At 40.2% G+C, this 20,320-nt stretch carries 19 protein-coding genes; 11 read left to right on the forward strand and 8 right to left on the reverse strand.

All coding sequences use genetic code 11. The annotated features are described in order from the left end of the window. The first annotated feature begins 61 nt into the window (after window positions 1-61). From galU to KNP79_RS07640, 11 genes are all read left to right on the forward strand, one after another. Complete coding sequence (gene galU / locus KNP79_RS07590; protein ID WP_215191785.1) at window positions 62-961, forward strand: UTP--glucose-1-phosphate uridylyltransferase GalU; 900 nt, start codon at window positions 62-64, stop codon at window positions 959-961. Then, complete coding sequence (locus KNP79_RS07595) at window positions 948-1,646, forward strand: sugar transferase (protein WP_251132904.1); 699 nt, start codon at window positions 948-950, stop codon at window positions 1,644-1,646. Before galU ends, KNP79_RS07595 begins: the two co-directional genes overlap by 14 nt. A 15-nt stretch (window positions 1,647-1,661) precedes the next feature. Continuing rightward, window positions 1,662-2,684 (forward strand): glycosyltransferase family 4 protein, encoded by a 1,023-nt coding sequence (locus KNP79_RS07600; protein WP_215191787.1) that lies wholly within the window; start codon window positions 1,662-1,664, stop codon window positions 2,682-2,684. Then, a complete protein-coding gene (locus KNP79_RS07605; protein ID WP_215191789.1) occupies window positions 2,681-3,706 on the forward strand; it encodes a glycosyltransferase family 2 protein in 1,026 nt (341 codons plus the stop codon). Before KNP79_RS07600 ends, KNP79_RS07605 begins: the two co-directional genes overlap by 4 nt. Window positions 3,707-4,029: 323 nt before the next feature. Then, complete coding sequence (locus KNP79_RS07610; protein ID WP_215191791.1) at window positions 4,030-5,100, forward strand: hypothetical protein; 1,071 nt, start codon at window positions 4,030-4,032, stop codon at window positions 5,098-5,100. 17 nt (window positions 5,101-5,117) lie between these two features. Continuing rightward, window positions 5,118-6,260: a glycosyltransferase family protein gene (locus KNP79_RS07615; RefSeq protein ID WP_215191793.1), complete on the forward strand. Its 1,143-nt coding sequence runs from the start codon at window positions 5,118-5,120 to the stop codon at window positions 6,258-6,260. 25 nt (window positions 6,261-6,285) lie between these two features. After that, window positions 6,286-7,416, forward strand: coding sequence for a glycosyltransferase (locus KNP79_RS07620; RefSeq protein ID WP_215191795.1), 1,131 nt, complete (start codon window positions 6,286-6,288; stop codon window positions 7,414-7,416). Further along, entirely contained in the window at window positions 7,413-8,795 is a 1,383-nt protein-coding gene (locus KNP79_RS07625; protein ID WP_215191797.1) for a lipopolysaccharide biosynthesis protein, read from the forward strand. Before KNP79_RS07620 ends, KNP79_RS07625 begins: the two co-directional genes overlap by 4 nt. Next, on the forward strand, window positions 8,788-9,261 hold the full coding sequence (gene pssD, locus KNP79_RS07630) for a PssD/Cps14F family polysaccharide biosynthesis glycosyltransferase (RefSeq protein WP_215191799.1): 474 nt from the start codon (window positions 8,788-8,790) through the stop codon (window positions 9,259-9,261). The genes KNP79_RS07625 and pssD overlap by 8 nt, the downstream gene beginning before the upstream one ends. Continuing rightward, complete coding sequence (locus tag KNP79_RS07635; protein WP_215191813.1) at window positions 9,258-9,749, forward strand: glycosyltransferase; 492 nt, start codon at window positions 9,258-9,260, stop codon at window positions 9,747-9,749. The genes pssD and KNP79_RS07635 overlap by 4 nt, the downstream gene beginning before the upstream one ends. Before the next feature lie 11 nt (window positions 9,750-9,760). Then, entirely contained in the window at window positions 9,761-10,927 is a 1,167-nt protein-coding gene (locus tag KNP79_RS07640; RefSeq protein WP_215191815.1) for a nucleotide sugar dehydrogenase, read from the forward strand. Window positions 10,928-10,987: 60 nt separating this feature from the next. Here the strand turns inward: KNP79_RS07640 and KNP79_RS07645 are convergent, their stop codons facing one another. The 8 genes from KNP79_RS07645 to KNP79_RS07680 form a co-directional block, all read right to left on the reverse strand. Continuing rightward, a complete protein-coding gene (locus tag KNP79_RS07645; protein ID WP_215191817.1) occupies window positions 10,988-11,896 on the reverse strand; it encodes a tyrosine-type recombinase/integrase in 909 nt (302 codons plus the stop codon). Between the two features lie 5 nt (window positions 11,897-11,901). Beyond that, complete coding sequence (locus tag KNP79_RS07650) at window positions 11,902-12,354, reverse strand: sigma factor (protein ID WP_214800003.1); 453 nt, start codon at window positions 12,352-12,354, stop codon at window positions 11,902-11,904. Between the two features lie 441 nt (window positions 12,355-12,795). Beyond that, window positions 12,796-14,121: a glycoside hydrolase family 43 protein gene (locus KNP79_RS07655; protein ID WP_215191819.1), complete on the reverse strand. Its 1,326-nt coding sequence runs from the start codon at window positions 14,119-14,121 to the stop codon at window positions 12,796-12,798. 49 nt (window positions 14,122-14,170) lie between these two features. Further along, the gene (locus KNP79_RS07660) at window positions 14,171-15,955 is read right to left on the reverse strand and encodes a glycoside hydrolase family 2 protein (RefSeq protein WP_215191821.1); all 1,785 of its coding nucleotides are present in this window, start codon (window positions 15,953-15,955) and stop codon (window positions 14,171-14,173) included. Between the two features lie 21 nt (window positions 15,956-15,976). Then, complete coding sequence (locus KNP79_RS07665) at window positions 15,977-16,903, reverse strand: glycoside hydrolase family 43 protein (RefSeq protein ID WP_215191823.1); 927 nt, start codon at window positions 16,901-16,903, stop codon at window positions 15,977-15,979. 10 nt (window positions 16,904-16,913) lie between these two features. Beyond that, a complete protein-coding gene (locus KNP79_RS07670; protein WP_214714294.1) occupies window positions 16,914-17,744 on the reverse strand; it encodes a carbohydrate ABC transporter permease in 831 nt (276 codons plus the stop codon). Continuing rightward, window positions 17,741-18,754, reverse strand: a complete 1,014-nt coding sequence (locus KNP79_RS07675) for a carbohydrate ABC transporter permease (RefSeq protein WP_251132915.1) — start codon at window positions 18,752-18,754, stop codon at window positions 17,741-17,743. The genes KNP79_RS07670 and KNP79_RS07675 overlap by 4 nt, the downstream gene beginning before the upstream one ends. A 71-nt stretch (window positions 18,755-18,825) precedes the next feature. Beyond that, window positions 18,826-20,082, reverse strand: coding sequence for a type 2 periplasmic-binding domain-containing protein (locus tag KNP79_RS07680; protein WP_214714289.1), 1,257 nt, complete (start codon window positions 20,080-20,082; stop codon window positions 18,826-18,828). Between the last annotated feature and the right edge of the window lie 238 nt (window positions 20,083-20,320).

A 20,320-nucleotide genomic window follows, 5' to 3' on the forward strand; every position in this document is an offset into this window, starting at 1 on the left:
ACATCCTTTTTTCTATGAATCATACATTTAATATATATTTATCCATAAAGGAGTGGTATAAATGACAACTAAACGAGTGAAAAAAGCAGTCATCCCGGCAGCAGGTCTCGGTACACGTTTTTTGCCAGCGACAAAAGCGATGCCAAAAGAAATGTTACCAATCGTCGATAAGCCAACAATTCAATACATCATCGAAGAAGCAGTTGAGTCGGGTATCGAAGATATTTTGATTGTGACAGGTAAAGGCAAGCGAGCCATTGAAGATCATTTCGATTCGGTTCCAGAGCTAGAGCAAACGTTGATTGAAAAAGGTAAATCTGAATTTTTGAAACTTGTTGAAGAAACGACTAATATCAATATCCATTTTATTCGTCAGTCGAAACCAATGGGTCTTGGTCATGCTGTCCTTCAAGCGAAGGCTTTTGTTGGGGAGGAACCATTTGTAGTCATGCTTGGAGATGATATTGTTCAGGCAGAAATCCCTTGTACAAAACAGTTGATTGAACAATACAACAAGACAGAGAGTTCAATTATCGGTGTACAACCAGTTTCTCGTGACGTTACTCACCGGTATGGAATTGTCGATCCACATGCGTCACTTGAAGGTGGGTTACATAAAGTTGAATCCTTTGTAGAAAAACCAGCACCAGGAACAGAACCTTCTAATTTAGCAATTCTAGGTCGCTATTTATTTACACCCCAAATTTTTAGTTTTTTAGAAACGCAAGTCCCTGGGGCGGGTGGGGAAATTCAACTAACTGACGCCATTACTAGGCTAAATCAGAAAGAATCCGTATATGCCTATGAATTTGAGGGCAAGCGTTATGACGTAGGTGAAAAACTAGGATTTATTAAAACAACTTTAGAATTTGCTCTAATGAGAGAAGAACTAGCTCCTTCAGTGATGGAGATTTTAGAAGAATTAGTTGCAAAAGGAATGGTAAAAAATGATCAACACTGAAATGAAAGAAAGTGCAAAAACACATCCAAGTGAATTTGTTAATATAGACATAAAAACTAAGGAATTATGGAGTGTAGAAGAGAAAACATCCTATTTATTAATAAAAAGATTATTCGATATTACTCTAGCGTTTATCGGAATATTAGTATTATTGCCAGTTTTTATTTGCGTAGCATTATTGATTAAGATAGAAGATGGCGGTAATGTGATATTTTCGCAAACTAGAATAGGTGTTAATGGTAAGAAATTCAAGATGTATAAGTTTAGATCAATGGTCCCAGAAGCAGAATCAAAACTTAATACATTACTAATAAAAAATGATGTATCAGGAGCAATGTTTAAATTAAAAGAAGATCCAAGGGTGACCAAAGTCGGGAAAGTAATAAGATCTTATAGTATCGATGAACTTCCTCAGTTATTGAATGTAATTAAAGGAGATATGTCTCTCGTAGGACCCAGACCTCCTTTGGAAAGGGAAGTGGCACTTTACACTGCCTTTCATTTAAGAAGGTTGAGTGTTGTTCCGGGATGTACAGGACTGTGGCAAGCAACTGTTAGAAACTCAGTTGGATTCGAAGAAATGGTGGAATTAGATATAAAATATATAGAACAACGTTCATTTAGTTACGATGTGATTATAATCCTAATGACATTCAAATCAATTCTTTTCAATCGAGCATATTAAATAAAGAGGTAATATATGAAAATTATGATTGTTGGTTCAGAAGAAATAGTTTCTGGTGGAATGACTTCGATAATTAGAAATCAGTTGAATTATTTAGAGGGGAAATATACTACTATAAAGATAGATACACATTTTAAAGGGAAAAAAATAATTGGATTTTTAAAATTTTTGATTTCATACATTAAAATTATTTACTTTGTATATTTTAAAAAATTCGACGCCGTTCATCTTCATACTTCATACGAGGGGAGTTTTTGGAGAAAATCTTTAATTGCAAATTCTATTCCTAAAAATAAAGTTGTATATCATATGCATGGTGGAAAATTCCCTTCCTTTTATGATTCATTAAATTTCATTTTGAAAAAATATGTTGATTGGAGTCTTGGTCGTGCAAAGAGAGTCTTAGTGTTAGGGGCATACTGGTCACAGTATTATGTAGAAGAAATCAAGCTTAATAATACGTATACAGTTAACAATTTTTTAGAAATTCCTAATATTAATCCTTACAACTCTAATGGAAAAAAAATTGTGATGCTAGCAAACTATCACAAAGATAAAGGATTTGAAGATTTAATAAGTGCATTTTTAAAAATTAGTGATTTTAATAAAAGTACTAAACTTTTTTTGGCAGGAAATAAGGTTACTCAATTTATAAATATAGATCATCCACAAATTATACTGGCAGACTGGATCGATGAAGAAGAAAAACAAAGAATACTTAGTGAGTGCTGTCTTTTAGTTCTACCATCTTATAGAGAAGCTCAGCCAGTCTGTATTATTGAAGCTATGGCATATGGAATTCCAGTCATCGCTTCACATATTGGCTCTATACCAGATATGCTAGGGGAGTTCTCAGAATATTTAATTTCTCCAGGAGATGTAGATAGAATGTCCTATTTAATAAATAAGATTTTAAATGATGAAAGTATTCGATTAGCTTTAAGTAATATTAATTATCAAAAAGCAATAACTGAATATAGCTCTGAGGTACAGATGAATAAAATAATAAATGAAGTGTATTTAGGAGATTTAAAATGATTAAATTATCGATTTGTATCCCAGTATATAATGATCACCACGATTTAAAAGCATTACTACTAAAGTTAAAACAGCAAATTAAAGAAAATAATTATGAATGTTATTCAGAAATAATTATAGTGGACGATGGATCGGAATCTGAAACAAAACAAAACTTAGAAAAAATTAAATCTGAATTAGAAATGAAAAATTTTAATTTGCTATACAATAGTCATAATATAGGTTTATTGAAAACTAGAAATAAATTGATTGAAAATAGTTTTGGTAGCCACATCGTATTTATTGACTCTGGAGATACAATTAAACAGAGTTATATCTTTGAAATAAAAAATGCTATTGAAGAAATGGTGGCAACAAATTCTTCAATAGCTATTTTTGGCATGGAAATTAAAAAACCTTACACCAATAAAATAGATGAAATTTTAAAAAATCATGAAAAGACAATAAAAAAATCAAATGAAGGACTGTTAGATTATTCAAAACAAGTACACTTTAAATCACATACTGTCACTAAAATTATCAATAAAAAGATGTATGAAGATGAAGAGTTATATTTCGATGAAAATCAAAATGGGAAATTTGAAGATGCGAGACATGTGTTTAAATGGATAGGATCTGCAACAAATATACTGTATATTCCCGAAGTACTTTACGTATACATCAAACAAAGTTCTTCATTATCGTCTATCAATAATCACGATTTAAAAAAAGAACATGATTTATTACAAGCTTTTCAAATTTTTAATAATTATATTGAAAACTTAAATTTAACATATGATTTGAAAATGAAAATTTTAAGTTTCTATAAAATCAATACGTATATTGATTTAGCTCATCTTTTTAAAAGTTCCGAGTGTGAAATTTACGAAAAACAAGTAAATGGTTTCAGAAAGAAAATACATTTAAAAGATTATTGTACTTTTTATATGGATAGCGAAATTAAGTTTAGAAGAAAAATGCAACTTGGTTATCACTGGTATAAAAGTGTTAAACACACATTGCATATGAAAAGGATTAAGTGAAAATGAATACTTTATCAAATAGATCATTACCAAATATGGGCATAGCTATATTTTTTATGATGATAGTATTAACAATTCCGATCTTCATAAAATTAGAGTATAGTTTTATTCTTACACTGTATATGCTGACAACAATGAGTTTTGTATTTTTATATACAATGAAAAAGTTGAATTATTTAAATGTGTTTTCTTTACACTTATTAATTATTGTGTTGAGTGGTTGGAATATTTACATTCCAATATTACAATACGTCCCTATATTCTACGCTTTCTTGCTCCTTTTGTTTATTGGGGTTAATAAAAGTAAAACTCAATCATTAAATATGAAACAATATCTTTATGTTCTGTCAGGATTAGTTTTATTGAGTATAATTTTTAGTTTAATACCTCAGTTCAATTCAATTTATCAAAATGAATTTCTGTTAATACTCTATAGTTTGATTAAGAGAAATAGTTTTTTAATTTTATTCTTAGCATCTATTTATTATCTTGACAACAAAAAAATTGTTAGGGCAGAAAAGTTACTTTTAAGTCTTGTAATTATAAACACCCCAATTATCTTAATTCAATATAATTTTATAACGTCTCCCGATGATTTAACGGGTTTATTTGGTAACATTTCAACTGGTGTTCTAATATATTTGTATGTAGCACTTTATGCTGCTATGAAATTTAGATCCCAAAGTTTTAGATTAAGTTCAAAGATTCTCTTTTATCTTTCTTTTGTTTTATACTCATTGCTAGCAGAAGTTAAGTTCGTAATTGCATCGATAATTGTAATAGAGATAATTCTAAGTTTAATCTCTTCAAAAAAATCACTAATGAAAAAAGGAATTAATTTAGTTATAGTTTCGTTTATAACTTATTTATCATTAATTATCTTTGAAAAGCTTTATCCCTTACAGCCAATCACAGATTTGGATTACTTAAGGTTTTATTTATTCGAACAAAGTTATGATTCAATGTATTCAGTGAATAGATTTAATTTTTTCGAACAAATAAATTACTACCTAGAACCTTCTCTCTTAAATCAATTATTCGGTTATGGTATAGGATCTCTAAACCCTTCAGATGCGTCAACATTTCAAGGAGCATTATTCAAAGAATTTGAGTTTTTAAAACTTCACTACTTTTTCTTTAGTTGGAGCTTTGTGGAATCTGGTATAGTTGGAACATTTTTATATTTAACAATACTATATTTCCCAATTTCAATAATGATATTTAAAAATGGTTTTTCTTATTTAGTTAAAAAATCTGAAGATTTCTCAATACTATTATTTTTAACTTTGTTTAACACTGTATTACTGTTTTACAACTCAAGTAATTTTGAATATACGGTGTCATTTACCTATTGGATATACTGCGGTTATATTTTTAGAAGTTTTACGAAGTGAGGAAGGTAAAAAATAAAATGAATAAAACTGACGTCTTGTTTATTTCTCCAACACAATTTGGATATGCTACAGATTTGTATAATTACGTAAAATACTTAAACTGTAAAAAAGATATAAATGTAAAAGTGATTTGCAAATATCAACATAAAAAGTTAATAGAATTACCAACAAACGTGATTAGTGCATATCAATTTAAAGGTAATAATATTATTACTAAATTTATTAATTATATTTTATTTGTATTGTATATTCTGTATTACTCTCTAACCTATAGACCTAGTAAAATATTTATCAGTTACATGATGGGTTTCAAACCAATTGTAATTTTATTAAAAAAAATAGGATTTTATGTGATAGGTGATGTTAGAAGTGTTCCTATTATCGATGATTATTATACTTACAATAAAAAAAAAGACACAATAAAAAAGAATTTAGAAATCTGTGATGAAATTACTACTATATCTAACGATGTAGCTAAAGAATTGAAGTTGCAAAAATTCAAAATTATTCCATTAGGTGGGGATTACAGAAGAGATAAAAAAAATAAGAATACGAATTACTATGATCAAGTAGAGTTGTCGATTTTATATTTAGGGACATTAGAGAATAGAAGTATTGAAAATTTTATAAGAGGGTTTGAAAAATTTCAATATGAACTAGATGATTCTGAAAGGTCGAAAGTTGTTTTTAATATTGTTGGTAAATATGAGGATGATGATAAACAACTGATATTTAATAAATTTATTGAGAGTTTAAATAAAAAGAATATACATATTAACTATCATGGGGCAAAGTACACAGATCAGCTAGATTATTTTTTTGAAAACAATCAGGTGGGAGTCTCTTTTATACCTCAACTAGATTATTATGATTTGCAACCACCGACAAAAACTTATGAATACCTCACTAACTCTCTGTACTGTATAGCAACTAATACTTCTAGTAATAGAGAGATATTGAATGGGTTATCAGAGGAGCTTTACTCAATAATTAAAAATTATCAGGATATTGTAGAGATTAAACAAATTTTGAAAAAGATATATCTTGATAGGAAGAAAATTAAGTACAATCATTTAAATAATCATAACTTAAAGATAGTACCAAAGAAATATCATTGGGAGCATGTAGTTTCTGACTGTCTAGTTCCGATTATAAAATAATATGATAAGGATGGGACATAATATAATGAAATATAATATTTTTATGGAGAGCTTAGGAAGAGGAGGGGCTGAAAAATCACTATTAACACTTATTAATAATAGTTTAAAAAATCATAAAAATGACCAAGTAACTTTATATTTATTTAATGATGTTAAATCTTCTTATACTGAAAATTTAAGTAATAGTTGCAAACTTATAACGGCCGATAATAAGTTATCAAAACTGTTTTTAAATCCTAAAATAATAAAATTTCTGCCGCGTAATTGTTTTTATTTTATTTGGTTAAAATTGTTTTATACGCCCGCTTTAAGAGGGGATGACACAATGAATATTGCTTTTATGGAGGGAATACCGACCAAATTTTTAGGTGCGTATAATGGAGAGAACAAATCTACCTGGATACATTGTGATTTTTGTACCAACCATTGGAGTAAGCAATATTATCTAAATGAAGCTGAAGAAATAAATGATTATAGTACCTTTTCTGACATCATTTTAGTATCAGAGACAATCAAAAATGGTGCAACGCAAGTATTAAAAATTCCCGAAAGCAGAATAAGGGTTCTCAATAATTTTATTGACAAAAAAGAGCTAAAATTGCTAGCAAAAGAACCAATTGATGAAAAAATACTTGATTGGATCAAAGAATACAACGTTTATTGTATTATCGGTCGATTGGTAAAAATTAAAGGGATACTTGAATTTTTAAAAACAATCGTAAAGTACAAAAATGAGTTAAACATAAAGTTTTTAATTATTGGAGAAGGTGAGCTTGAAAACGATATTTTAGAAATTGTTTCAGAACATCGTCTTCACGAGTATGTTAAGTTAATTGGTTTTACCAGCAATCCATATAAGTTTATGAAAATTTCTAACGGTTTAATTAGTGTATCAAAATCTGAAAGTTATGGACTAGTTATTGAAGAGGCAATTTTGCTTGAAGTACCTGTATATTCTTTAGAACATGAAGGTGCAAAAAAATTTGAATCATATTTACAATCACCACCTTACTCCAATAATGAAAAGGGGCGAGAAGAACTATTAAAAAAATTAAATAATAAACCATTATATAAGAATGACAAACGAGAAAAATATTATGTATCGTCATATGGAACTACTTTAGATGATATCTATGATGGGTTATATAATTCATGAACAGGAATGTTTTATTCTCGCTTATTAATCAAATAATTTTAGTTCTAGTACCATTTATTACTTTTCCTTACTTATCAAGGATACTTGGACCAGAATATTATGGGAAATTAAATTATTTAACTAATATTTCTTTAATGTTTGGTATCATCTATGCCTCCGGATCTTATGCTTTTTCTGTAAGAACTTATTCTAATGCTTTGAAAGATGAAAAAGAAGCTCGTAATGTTAAAAAGGATTTATTTGTGTTCAATTTTTTGACTGCTTGTTTAGGATTTATGGGAAGCGTTGTTTTCCTTAATCTCAGCACAGAATTTTCCCAGCAGGAAATATTTCTAGCATCTCTAACCATAATTACAGTAGCGTTATCAAGCCTGTGGATAATAGTTGGGGATGAAAATTTTAAATTCATTACCATCAGAAATTTGATTACAAAAATTGTGAGCTTAGTTGGCATAATATTATTAATTAGAGAACCTGAAAATTATTATTATTACTTCATAATAAACATCTTAATTGATTTTGCGCTATTTGTTTTAACGTTTCGCATATTGAATCTTGGAAATTTTAAAAAAATTAGCTATGAAAAAGTAATTATGTACTTTCGATATTCATCTACTACGTTACAAAATGTTTTAATTAGTTCTTTAGGAAACCAAACTAATATCATTATTTTAAATATGCTACTTACTTTTTCGGCTATAAGTTTTTTTACTGTAGCAACTAAAATTCCTTTAATGATAATTACAATAATTAATGGGTTTTTATTAGCGAATTCTCCAAGAATGTACAAGATGATTTCTGAAGAAGATTATAAAGGAATATTCAAAATAATAAAGCTCAACTTAAAATTTATTTTATTTATTTCACTACCCGTAATAATTGTAGTTCAATTTGAATCTGAAGAAATATTGGAGATTATTGCAGGCTCTGAATATATTATAGCAGCTGAATATTTAAGATATTCTATATATTTGCTTCTATTAGTTCCAGTTACTGCTGTTCTATATCAGATAGTTTATTCTGCCAAATTAGAATTGGAATCCCGGAGAATAATAATTGAGGCGCTGATAATTTCAATTGTATGCAACTATATATTTATATCCTGGTTGGGAATTATGGGGGCAATATTAACAAGCCTTGTTTTAGAGTTATATAAACTTATTAGATACCTAATTATAATTTCAAAAAAATCGCTGTTGAGACTTGGGGACTATAGTCTAAAGAATGAATTTTCTGATTTTCTGTGGATCAATTTAATTTTTACACTTATCATCTTATTCTTTAAAGATTTTTTTAATATTTGGTTTTACTATTCGATTTTATCTTTTTCTATGTTTGTTTATTATGGGAAAATGTTATGGAGGCTTAAGAATGGATAATAAGAAAATTTTATTAGTTAGCTCAACTGGCGGACATTATGCTCAATTAAAGAATTTAAACAGTGTGATTTCTAACCATTCTAATATTACTAGTTATATACTAACTGAAAAAAGAGATACAGAAAGAAATGAAAATAAATATTATTTAGTTCAGCAAGACCGAAACCAAATTCAAAGCTTTATTTATAATACTTTTAAAAACGCTTTAATTACTTTTAAATGTTTAATAGACATCAAGCCGGACGTAGTAATATCTACTGGTGCTGGTGCTACGCTTCCGGCTCTTATAATTGGGCGATTAATTGGATCGAAAATTATATTTATTGAAAGTTTCTCAAAAGTACATTCCTTAACTTTGACTGGTAAAATTGCATATCACATTGCAAATAAATTCTATGTGCAATGGGATAGTGATGAATTAATTAGAAAATATCCTAAGGCGATTTATAAGGGGAAATTATATTGATATTCGTAATTACAGGTACCCAAAATTTTCAATTTAATAGACTGATTAATTATGTTGAAAGAATATGTGTTGATAAAAATGTATTGTATGGTCATGAAGATTTTTTTATACAATATGGATCGTCTTTAAAACCTTCTGAAGATATTGTAGGTAAAGACTTTATGAAAAGTGATGAGATGAGAAAAATGATCGAAAATGCTGATGTTATTATATGTCATGCCGGAACTGCGAGTATTGTTGAATCGTTAATACTCCATAAAAAAGTTATCGTCGTGCCTAGAAAAAAAGAATTTAAGGAACACGTAGATAATCATCAGTACGAAATTACCAACCAATTTTTCAAAGAAGGATTTATTGAAGTTGCCGAAACATATGAAGAGTTAGTAGAAAAGTTGACCAACTATGAATCAAATTCGGTAAAAGTATACGAAAAGTTTTCTTCAATTAAAGAATTATCTGATGATATTATAAATTATATTAAATTATAAGGGGATTTCTAATGAAGATAACTGTAGCAGGGGCAGGTTACGTCGGTTTGTCGATTTCCGTTCTACTATCCCAAAAAAATGAAGTTGTTGTATATGATATTCTAGAGGAAAGAATAAACATAATTAATACCAAGAAATCACCAATTGTCGATAAAGGTATTGAAGATTTTTTACAAAATAAAAAATTGAATTTAGTTGCGACAACAGATAATCTGGCAGCGTTCAAAGATGCAGAATACGTTGTTATTGCAACGCCTACGGATTATGACCCGGTGCGTAACTATTTCAATACAACTACCGTTGAAAGTGTCATTGCTACTGTACTCGCAATCAATCCAGACGCTGTCATGGTCATAAAGTCTACGGTCCCAGTAGGGTATACAGACGAGGTCAAAGCAAGATTTGATACGGAAAACATCATTTTCTCGCCAGAATTCTTGCGTGAGGGCCAAGCGTTACACGATAACCTTTATCCATCACGTATCGTTGTCGGTGAACAATCCAAGCGCGCTGAAGTGTTCGCAAACTTGTTAAAAGACGCTGCCATCAAAGACGATATTCCGATGTTGTTGACTGATTCAACTGAAGCGGAAGCCATCAAGTTGTTCTCGAACACCTATTTAGCGATGCGTGTCGCGTTCTTCAACGAACTTGATACGTACGCAGAAGTGCGTGGTCTTGACTCTAAGCAAATCATTGAAGGTGTGGGACTCGATCCACGAATCGGTTCACACTACAATAACCCATCATTCGGTTACGGTGGTTACTGCTTGCCGAAAGATACGAAACAGCTTCTTGCTAATTATGAGGACGTTCCAAACAATATCATCGGGGCCATCGTTGAGGCAAACCGTACACGTAAAGATTTTGTCGCTGAGTCGATTTTGAAGCAAAATCCGAAGCGTGTCGGCGTCTATCGTTTAACGATGAAGACGGATTCGGACAACTTCCGAGCCTCATCAATCCAAGGAATCATGAAGCGTATTAAGGCAAAAGGTGTCGAAGTCGTCATCTATGAGCCGGTTCTAAAAGAAGAATCGTTCTACAATTCACCTGTCATCAATGACTTTGAGACGTTCAAAGAGACAGCCGACGTCATCGTCACAAACCGTCTACATCCAGAGCTTGAAGATGTGGCAGACAAAGTTTATACGCGCGATTTGTATAGTCGTGACTAATCATATGGCAGCACAGGGACTAGTCCTCGTGCTGCCATATTTTAATACTAATGATACTCCTTACTTATTTTGATCAATCTGTCTGTTCATCTTGTTAAGCACTTCAATCGTCTCATGTTTTTGTTCTTTGGAAATGTGCAGATATAGTTCGGTCGTCTCCGTCGAAGCGTGGCCGAGCAAGCGACTGATTTTGGTGATGTTGACACCTGCATTGTACAGCTCCGTCGCAAAGCTGTGCCGTAATACGTGGCTCGTGATGCCAAAGCCGAGCTTTTCATTCGACACTTTTTGTAGATACTCGTTCACGTAGTTCGCCCGGACTTTCGTGCCGCGCGGCATGATGAACAAGTAGGTAGACTCCGTATCGGTCTTCGGCCGTTCCCATTGAATGTAACGCAGTAGTGCGTCACGTAGACGGTCACTCATCGGTACCTCGCGCATCTTATCGCCTTTGCCGTGTCGAATCACCAATTCATTCGTCTCGAACGCGACATCTTCAATCGTTAAATTTAGCGTCTCGCTGATTCGTAGCCCGGCATCACACCCAATCATATAAATGTTATACAGGGTCGCGTTGTCAGCATGATACAAGATTTGATGCAGCTGTTCGCGGCCGAGGATGATCGATTGTCGTCTCGCCTCGGCGCCGGATACGTTGACGAGTGCGAATGGGTTCTTGGTGATCCAGCCTTTGTGAACCGAGTAGGCCATGAACGTTTTGAGCACACTTACATACTTCTTGATTGTGTTGAACGCTCGCTCACAGTCCACCAATTCATCTCGATACGCATAGGCGTGGGCGGTTTCGTCCACGTCTTTTAATAAGGTCACGTTCGACTCGTCCATCATGTGCTCGAATCGGCGCAAGGTGTTCCGGTACGTTTTCACAGTGTCTTGTGATTTACGTTGTCTGAATTCCACGTCCTCTAAATAAATGGAGATGGCCTGTTTGATTGTTATGTGTTCCATGTTGTTCACTCCTTCGAATAGATGTCTTCTCTCAGTTCACGTTGAACGTCCGCCTTGTAAGCTCGCAATCGACTTGCGGAATAGGCCAGCGTCTGTTCGGTTCCATCAATCAGGTGACAGAGAAGTTCGAAGTGGCGGGGTGACAGTTTCAGTCGTTTTTCGTCGAGCCAGTCGAAGAGATGTCGCTCGGACGTCATGCATTGTTCGGGCAACTGTTCGGCCGCGATTTCATGTTTCAAGTGCCGGGCGTTCTTTTGCTGGTGATTTAAGATGGCCCCACGTACCCGTTGGAAACAGTACGTCTTTGATAACGTGCACCCCCGATTCAACGCTTCCCACAAAGCGATGCGTGCGATTTGGGCGCAGTCTTCTTGCTCGTTCGGGTGGATGTTCAAGTGTCGGACGACGTAATGGATCATCGGCTCCCACTCATGGATTTGTTCGTCAATTGTTTTCATCGTCGATTCTCTTCCGAGCGCTCTGCTTCATTCCTAGGTTAGACCGAGTATAAACGCTATTCCCCCCTTTTCAGTCGTTGTTCCGCCGTTGTCTCACGCCTCTGTCACCTTACGCCCTATGTTATCGGAGATATCCCCGGGCTTATGTGTGATAAGGCCAATTGTTAGACGGGGGGAATACCGTTTCCTTCTTTGTGAGGGTAGGTGTATGGCGTGATGGGGTCCGTGTAGTATTAACCGGAAGAGTCTGTGGAATGATCACAAGTACGTGATTGATAGACGATTCCATACCGTATTTCAAAAACAGTTTTTAACCTTAATAAAAAATTGAAGCTATGAAAGTTACTAGTTAGAATGCAAAAAGTCCTCATCTTGTATAAAAAGATGGGGACTTTTAGTGATTAATAAATGGATGCTACTGCGTGAATAAGTAGCTTTGTCTTAAAGACGTCGAAGCTCGATTCGCTTGATATCAATTTCTACTTTATTTGCGAACTCAAATGTTGTGGTGCCGTTTTGTAACTCAATCGCATCGAATACGACCATGTTGAGCGTTGGCGCAACCCCGTCATTTTGGAGGGCCATACCTCGAATTTCTTGGTCATCAATCGTGAGTGTGAGCGGGGTCTCGTCTTGGTTTTCGATGTAGGCGATAACTTGATAACGTCCGCTCTCAGGAATGTCGAGTCGCAGGTCTAATGGGCTGTCAGACGTTATCGTCTCGTTCATATCGACGGCGAGCGTTCCTGTCTGGCCTGACGGGAGCGGGAGAGTCTCGTTCGTCGAGACCGGTTCACCGAACACTGGGACGTTGTCCTCCCAGGTGAATGGTTGCATCCGTACGTTCCGTGTCCAGCCGCTCCCTTCGGCGCGGGCGGCGTGATAGACAATCCAGTCTTCCGTTCCATCCGGGGACGTCACGAACGAGGCGTGGCCGGGACCGAAAACGTCTTCATTCGATGAGAATACAGGTTCTTCTTGTTTGGTCCAGGTATCAGGATCCATCAAGTCGGCATCACTAGGCGCCGACAATAGGCCGAGCTGGTAAAAGTCGGTCCAACTGCCACTCGCTGAATAGACGATATGGATTTGATCCTCTTTCATCAGGATTTGAGGCCCTTCGTTGATTGACGGTGGGGCACCGAGCGACTCCCAGTCATAGGTCGGACGAGACAACTCGACCCGCTCGCTCGAAATCGTCATCGGGTCGGACATTTCGGCGATATACAGGTATTGGCTGACGTTGACGTCGCCTTCCCAACCCGACCAGACGTAATACAGGTCATCGCCGTTCTTGAGAATCGTGCCATCGATGGCCCACTTGCCGGACGGGTCCTCGATGACACCTTTTTCCGTGTAATCGGAGAACGGGTCCGCGGTCGCCGACTCGAGCACATACATCTTGTGCACCTCGCCCGGCATGACGGCCGCATAATAGACGTACCAGCGGTCGTTCACGAAATGGATTTCTGGGGCCCAAATGTCCCGTTCGCCTTTCGTCGGTTGCCAGATGACCTTCGATTCGGCTGTCGCCAGCTCGGTTGGGGCATCGGTGCGCCATAGCGTGACGTTGCTACCGGTCGTCTGCGTGTACACGTATGATCCGTCATGCTCATACAAGAACGGATCGGCCCCGTCCGGTAAAATCGGATTCCTAAACGTATCACTCTCGGTCAATTGATCCGCTCTCGTCAGCGACCACCCGACGAGGGCAATGGCAATCGCACCGACAAGGGCGGCGACAATCCACATTGTTTTTCGATTCATAAGCTCCTCCTTTAGAAGAAAAGGTGCCCCGAGAGGCACCTATAATGGATTAACGGATTTCGTGATGCCACTGGTCATTGATTTGGCGAATCGCCTCGAGCGGGACTTTCGGTTCCCGGTCATACGTGAGCAATCCGTTGATCTCTTGTTCGACATCTGTCAGTTGGGTATAGCAGTAGCCATGGAGCGCACGGGAGGCGTAGACGGCGTCCATGATGCGGGCGTAGTCCTTCACGAACGTCTCGCCGTCGGAGACCGACGTGTAGCCCCAGCCGGCGTCGCCACCGATTTTGTAGCCGATCCCGCCGAACTCGGTCAAGAGGATCGGTTCGCCTTGATGGCTGAAGCCGTTCGCATAAATGCGACGACGGGCCGGTTGCGAAGTGAGGAGCGACTCGATCGTCGCGAGATCTTGCTTATACACCTCGTATTTCTCCGTCTCGTCTGCTTGGCCATGATTATAGTTATGGATGGCACAAAGGTCGGTCACGGTCAGTTCCCAACCGTCGTTCGAGATAACGGGACGTGTGCCGTCAATCGAGTGAATCAAATGGTACATCGCCTGCGAGTGATGCTGTTGCATCGCATCAGATCGGACGAGCGGGATGCCCCAGCTCTCATTGAGTGGCACCCAGGCCACAATTGACGGATGGTTATAGTCACGTTCAACAATCTCGATCCACTCTCTCGTCAGACGTGCCGCCGCGTCTTCTGTATAGAAGGCGGATGCAGCCGATTCGCCCCAGACGAGATAGCCGAGGTGATCCGCCCAGTAGAGGAAGCGCGGGTCTTCGACTTTTTGGTGCTTCCGACAGCCATTGAAGCCCATCTCTTTGGCGAGCTCGATATCACGTTTCAACGCGTCATCCGACGGTGGGGTGAGCAAACTCTCGCGCCAATAGCCTTGGTCGAGGACAAGCTTCTGGTAATATGGCTTGTTGTTCAAATAGAACATGCCGCCCTCGGTATGGATTTTTCGCATCCCGAAATATGACGTCACTTCGTCGACGGTCCGTTCGCCGTCTTTTAGTCGGAACACGATGTCGAACAAGTTCGGGTTCTCCGGGGTCCACGTCCGACCATCGTGATGGAAATTCGTATGGAAGATATGCAGGCCAAGGACGTTGACGGCGCGCTTCCCGGTCGTCGAGACGAGTCGGGTTTGCTCTGAGCTGACGAGCTCGCCTTGGAAGGAAATCTCGGTCTCAAGCGTGAGTCCGACCGCGCCGGGCGAAACGTCATAGGCGAGTCGAATCTCGCCTTGATCAAGGTCAGGAGTCATCCGGACGCGTTGGAGCGAGGCGTGTGGCACATGCTCGAGCCAGACACTCTGCCATATTCCGGTCGTTCGCGTATACCAAATCGAGTCGGGCGCTTCTTGCCAGAACTGTTTGCCACGTGGAATCGTCTCATCCGTGGACGGGTCGAACACCCGGACGGAGACGCGTTCTTCTCCGTGATTCAAGACGTCGGTGATGTCGAACGAGAACGGGGTCTGCCCGCCGATGTGCGTGCCGACCAATTGATCATTCACATATACGGCCGTCTCGTAATCGACGGCGTTGAAATGTAAGACGACGCGCTCGTTCCAATCGCTCGGCACGTCAAACGTCCGCTCGTACCAGACGACGTCATGGAAGCTCGGGTCGTGTACACCGCTTCGTTCCGTCTGATAGGCGAACGGGACGTTGATGGTGAGTGGGAAGTTGTATCCTTTGAACCAATGTTCTTGGAGTCCTTTATTGTCATCGTCGAAAGCGAATTGCCAGGCGCCGTCGAGGGACTGCCAGTCGTTCCGGATGAATTGTGGTCGAGGGAAGTGTGTGATCGTCATAAGTGTCTACTCCTTTGTTGGTTACTGAATCATCAGTCCATCATTTGTCTCGATTAACGAAAAGAACGTCGGACGTTCCATCCCGTGGGGCGTGTCCGGAGAATGCGTACAGAGCATCAGTTCGCCTGAGAACGTGCGGAACAGGCTGCAGTGCCCGGCGTCCTTGTCGAGGAAGAGCGTCTCGTCCTCGGCCCATGGCCCGAAAATCGAGCCCGATGTCGAACGGACGACGGCGACCGTGTAGCCTCCGGCACCGCCGGTCACATGGGAGTCGGCATAACTCGACCAAAACATGAGCAGGTGCCCGTTCGCCGCTCTATAGAAGAAGGGGGCGTCGGTCAAATAACCTTCCTTCTGGATGCGCGGGTCACTGAATTTTCGAATCCACGACTGATCACCGGCGCGGACGATTTGAAACGGTCGACCGATGGGGCGCCCGGCATCAAGTTCGATGGCCTTGATTTCCCCATAATATTGCTGGGTCCATTCGTGGCAGTAGACGAGAAAACGTCTCCCGTCCTCCTCGTACAGCGTCCCATCGAGCGCCTCTTCATCCCGAGGTGTGGTCGCTTCGTTATAGAGCGGGTGATACGGTCCTCCAGGGTGAGCGGCCTGTAAAATCGTCGTGCCCCGATGGACGCCAATCCCGCCTTTACACGTCGCGAGCATCCAATAGCTGTCGTCGACGCGATGGACCTCGGGCGCCCAATAATGACGGACGCCCCAATACCCGGCCGGCGGGGAGAAGGCGAGATAAGGTCCGGTCCAGTCCTCGAGATTATTGCTCGTGTAGACGTGGAAGCCGGGTTCGATGTCGCCGACGCCGTCGGCGAACGTCGTTCCGAATAAGTAATAGGTCTGTGTCGATTCATCCGAAAAAACGAACGGATCACGCATATGAAGATCCGTCCGTTTCACGGTTTGAACCGGAAGATGTGTCTCTTGCATCAACATCGCCTCACTTGATTCCAGAATTGGTGACGCCTTTGACGAAGTATTTGTTCGCCCAGAGGAAGATAATCAGCGCCGGTACGGTCGCGACGACGGTCGAGGCCATCATGGCCGCCGGGTTGACGAAATTCGAGCCTTGAACGAGCGTGGCGACCCCGAGTGTGAGCGTCTTCATCTCGTCACTGTTCGTGACGAGTGACGGCCAGAGGAAGTCGTTATAGATGGCAAGGAACGTGACGACCCCGAGCGTCGTGACGACGGGTTTAATCGAGGGGAAGATGACTTGCGTCAAGACTTGCCATTGCGAAGCGCCATCGAGATAAGCCGCTTCTTCGAGTTCTTTCGGGAACGAGCGCAAGAAGTTGTAAATCAAGAACACGCCGAGCGTCCCAGCCGAGTACGGCAAGATGAGCGGAGCATACGTGTCGAGTAGGTCCGCGCTCTTGAACAGATAGAAGGCGGGGAACAACGTGACGATTCCCGGGACGGTCAAGGCGACGACGACGATGCCGAGAATGACTTTTTTGAACGGGATGTTGAGGCGAGCCAGCGCATAAGCCGCGAGGACGTCGACGAAGATGACGAGCACGGTACCGATTAACGTGACGATCGCCGTGTTGATTGTCCACTGGACCATGTTCGAGTCGGCTGAGGCCGAGAAGATGCTGGCATAGTTCTCAAGCGTCCATTGACGTGGGAAAAGTGAGGCACTCGCAAGTGATTCGCTCAGCGTCTTAAAGGATGTGAACACCATCCAAACGAGCGGGAAGAGAAAGAGCACGGCGAGTACAGAAGCGACCGCAACAAGAATGCCTGATTTGATTCGTTTCTGTCTCATGTGATTTTTCGCTCCTTTTTATCGATTGTGGCAGCAGGGTGCTGATTGACGTTCGTCGGTCCGGCATTGACGGCCCGCTTCAAGCGTTTCCGCTCTTTACGACTCGGTTTCGCGAGGTTGTCTTTGTCACTCTTATACGAGATCCAATATTGGATGCCGGTGATGAGCATCATGATGACCCCCATGAGGAGCGCCATCGCCGATCCGACACCGAGTTGGTTGTTGCCGAAGACGGTCGTGTTGATGCCCATGATGAGTGAGCTCGTCGACTGTTCAGGTCCGCCTCGTGTGATGAGGAGCGATTGCCCGTATAAGTTGAATGAGGCGATGACCGTCGTGATCATGACGAAAATCGAGATGTTTCGAATCTCTGGCAACGTGATGAAACGGAATTTGTTCCAAGCCGAGGCCCCGTCCAAGTCAGCGGCTTCGTAAAGCGTGCCGTCGACTTCGTCGAGCGCGTTGACGAACAACAGCATGTTGAAGCCAATCGTCCACCAGATGGTCGCGATGACGATGACGAGCCAGGCATACGGTTGGTCGCCCGTCCAGTTGATTGGTGACGAGATGAGTCCGGCCTTCATCAAAATATTATTGATATACCCACCATTCGCGCCGAAGAGCCACAAGTAGATGGCGGACACGGCGGTGACTGAAATCGAGTAGGACAAGAAAAAGACGGTCCGGAAGAACGTCTTCAATTTTTTTGGTAAGTGCTCGATCAATAAGGCGAGACCGAGACTGATCAAGATGAGCGGCGGTACGCTCAGCACGATGAACATGAGGGTGTTTTTGAGCGAGGTCATGAACGTTCGGTTATAAATCGTGTCAGGTGTCAAGATGTCGACATAGTTCTTCAAACCGATGAATCCATTGTTTCCGACCGACAACCGGAAGTCGTGAAGACTGATCCAAATGCCGTATAAGAGCGGGATTAACCAAAAGACTAGGAAGCTTACCAGGAATGGGACAACGAAGATGAACCCAAGCCACTTTGATTTGTTCGTCATATGCACGGGGAAGACCCTCCTTCATAAGAAATCAGTGCAGGATACCCTGCACTGACCTCGTGTCCTTCAGCTTATTGAGTATCTGCAATCTGTTTAGCGGCTTTCGTCGCTTTTTCAAGCTCACTCATGAGCGCATCTTTTGTAAGATTTGGTTCACTCGTCAACTTCGTGAAGACGACTTCGTTCATGTAACGCATTTGCTCATCGAATTGATAGACGCGCGGTGCGGCCACATATGTGTCGAGCTGCTCTTGGTTCTTCGCAGCCAACTCATATTTCTCTGGGTCTTCCGTGATCAAGTCGAGTGTCGCAAGGTGTGATGGTGTCTGGCCAGATTCAGCCCAGTTCGCCAAGTTTTCTGGTGTGTAGAGATACTTCAAGAACTCAGAGATACCGTCTTTCACTTCTTCGTCCTCGACCGAAGCGGCGACCGAGATTGTATGGGCGTTACCCGTCGTCGCTGCCGTTTCGAATAGTGTCGGCATGGCACCGATGCCGAGGTTGTCCGCGTACTTCTCTTTCACGGCTTGATAGTACCAAGGACCGGTCATCGTGACGGCCGTTTGTTTGGCCCCTTCATCCGCTGACTTCATGAACGCCTGGAACTCACCGTCGAGGCCGAGTTTTTCAGGTGACGTGTTGTCTTTGAAGACCATGTCGTGATACTGCATGAGCGCATCGGCATAGTCGCTCTGCGTGAAGTCGAGATATCCATCTTTCGCAAGGTCGATGCCGTTTTGCGCGGCGGCGGCCGTGAAGTAGAACGTCGTCAATCCGGTCGATGGGAGACCAAACGCATACAGGTTCTCGTTCTCACTTTGAAGCGTTTCGCCGAGTGCCTTCAGTTGCTCGTAATCCGTCGGAGCTTCGCTGACGAGTTCTTCGTTATAGAACATCGTGAGCGGGTGAATGTCGAGCGGTACCCCGAACAGTTTGTCTTCGACCGTACCCGACTGGATACCTGCCGCGTTGAAGTCATCTTCTGCTAATCCGGCTGTTTCCATATAAGGGCCGGCGTCTTGAATCAATTGATCTTTTTGGTACGTCTCAAGGCTCGTCTCGTGGATGACGACCAAATCGTAATTCCCTGACTTAAATTTCGTATAGTGATCCTTCTCTTGCGACTGGACGACCTCGAACTCGTCCTGGCTAGAGTTGAACCCGTCCACGATCTTCGTCATGAAGGCACCGTCCCCGCCGGTGAAACCGTTGATGAACTTGATTTGTGTTTTCCCGCTATCACTTGAAGAGTCGCCCCCGCTACAAGCTGCGAGAGAGAAGACCAACAACCCCGTTGAAGCCGCTGCTCCAATTTTTTTCATGTTCATATGAATCCTCCTCCAATAATGGTGTAACCGCTTTCAAATAAAACTTAACGAATTTTAATGAATAATGCAACATATTTTTTACTAAAAAATTTAACTATTATTTTTATTTCATTTAATACAGGCGATTAAATTATTCTCATCTAGGAGGTTATGTCGCAATATGAACGTTTTAAATGGCTATAATAAACGATTTAGACAAATTTAATTAGTAAAATTACATTGACTTTTAGTAAAATAA

This window comes from Exiguobacterium sp. s7, assembly GCF_018618195.1.
GTDB lineage: Bacteria > Bacillota > Bacilli > Exiguobacteriales > Exiguobacteriaceae > Exiguobacterium > Exiguobacterium mexicanum_A.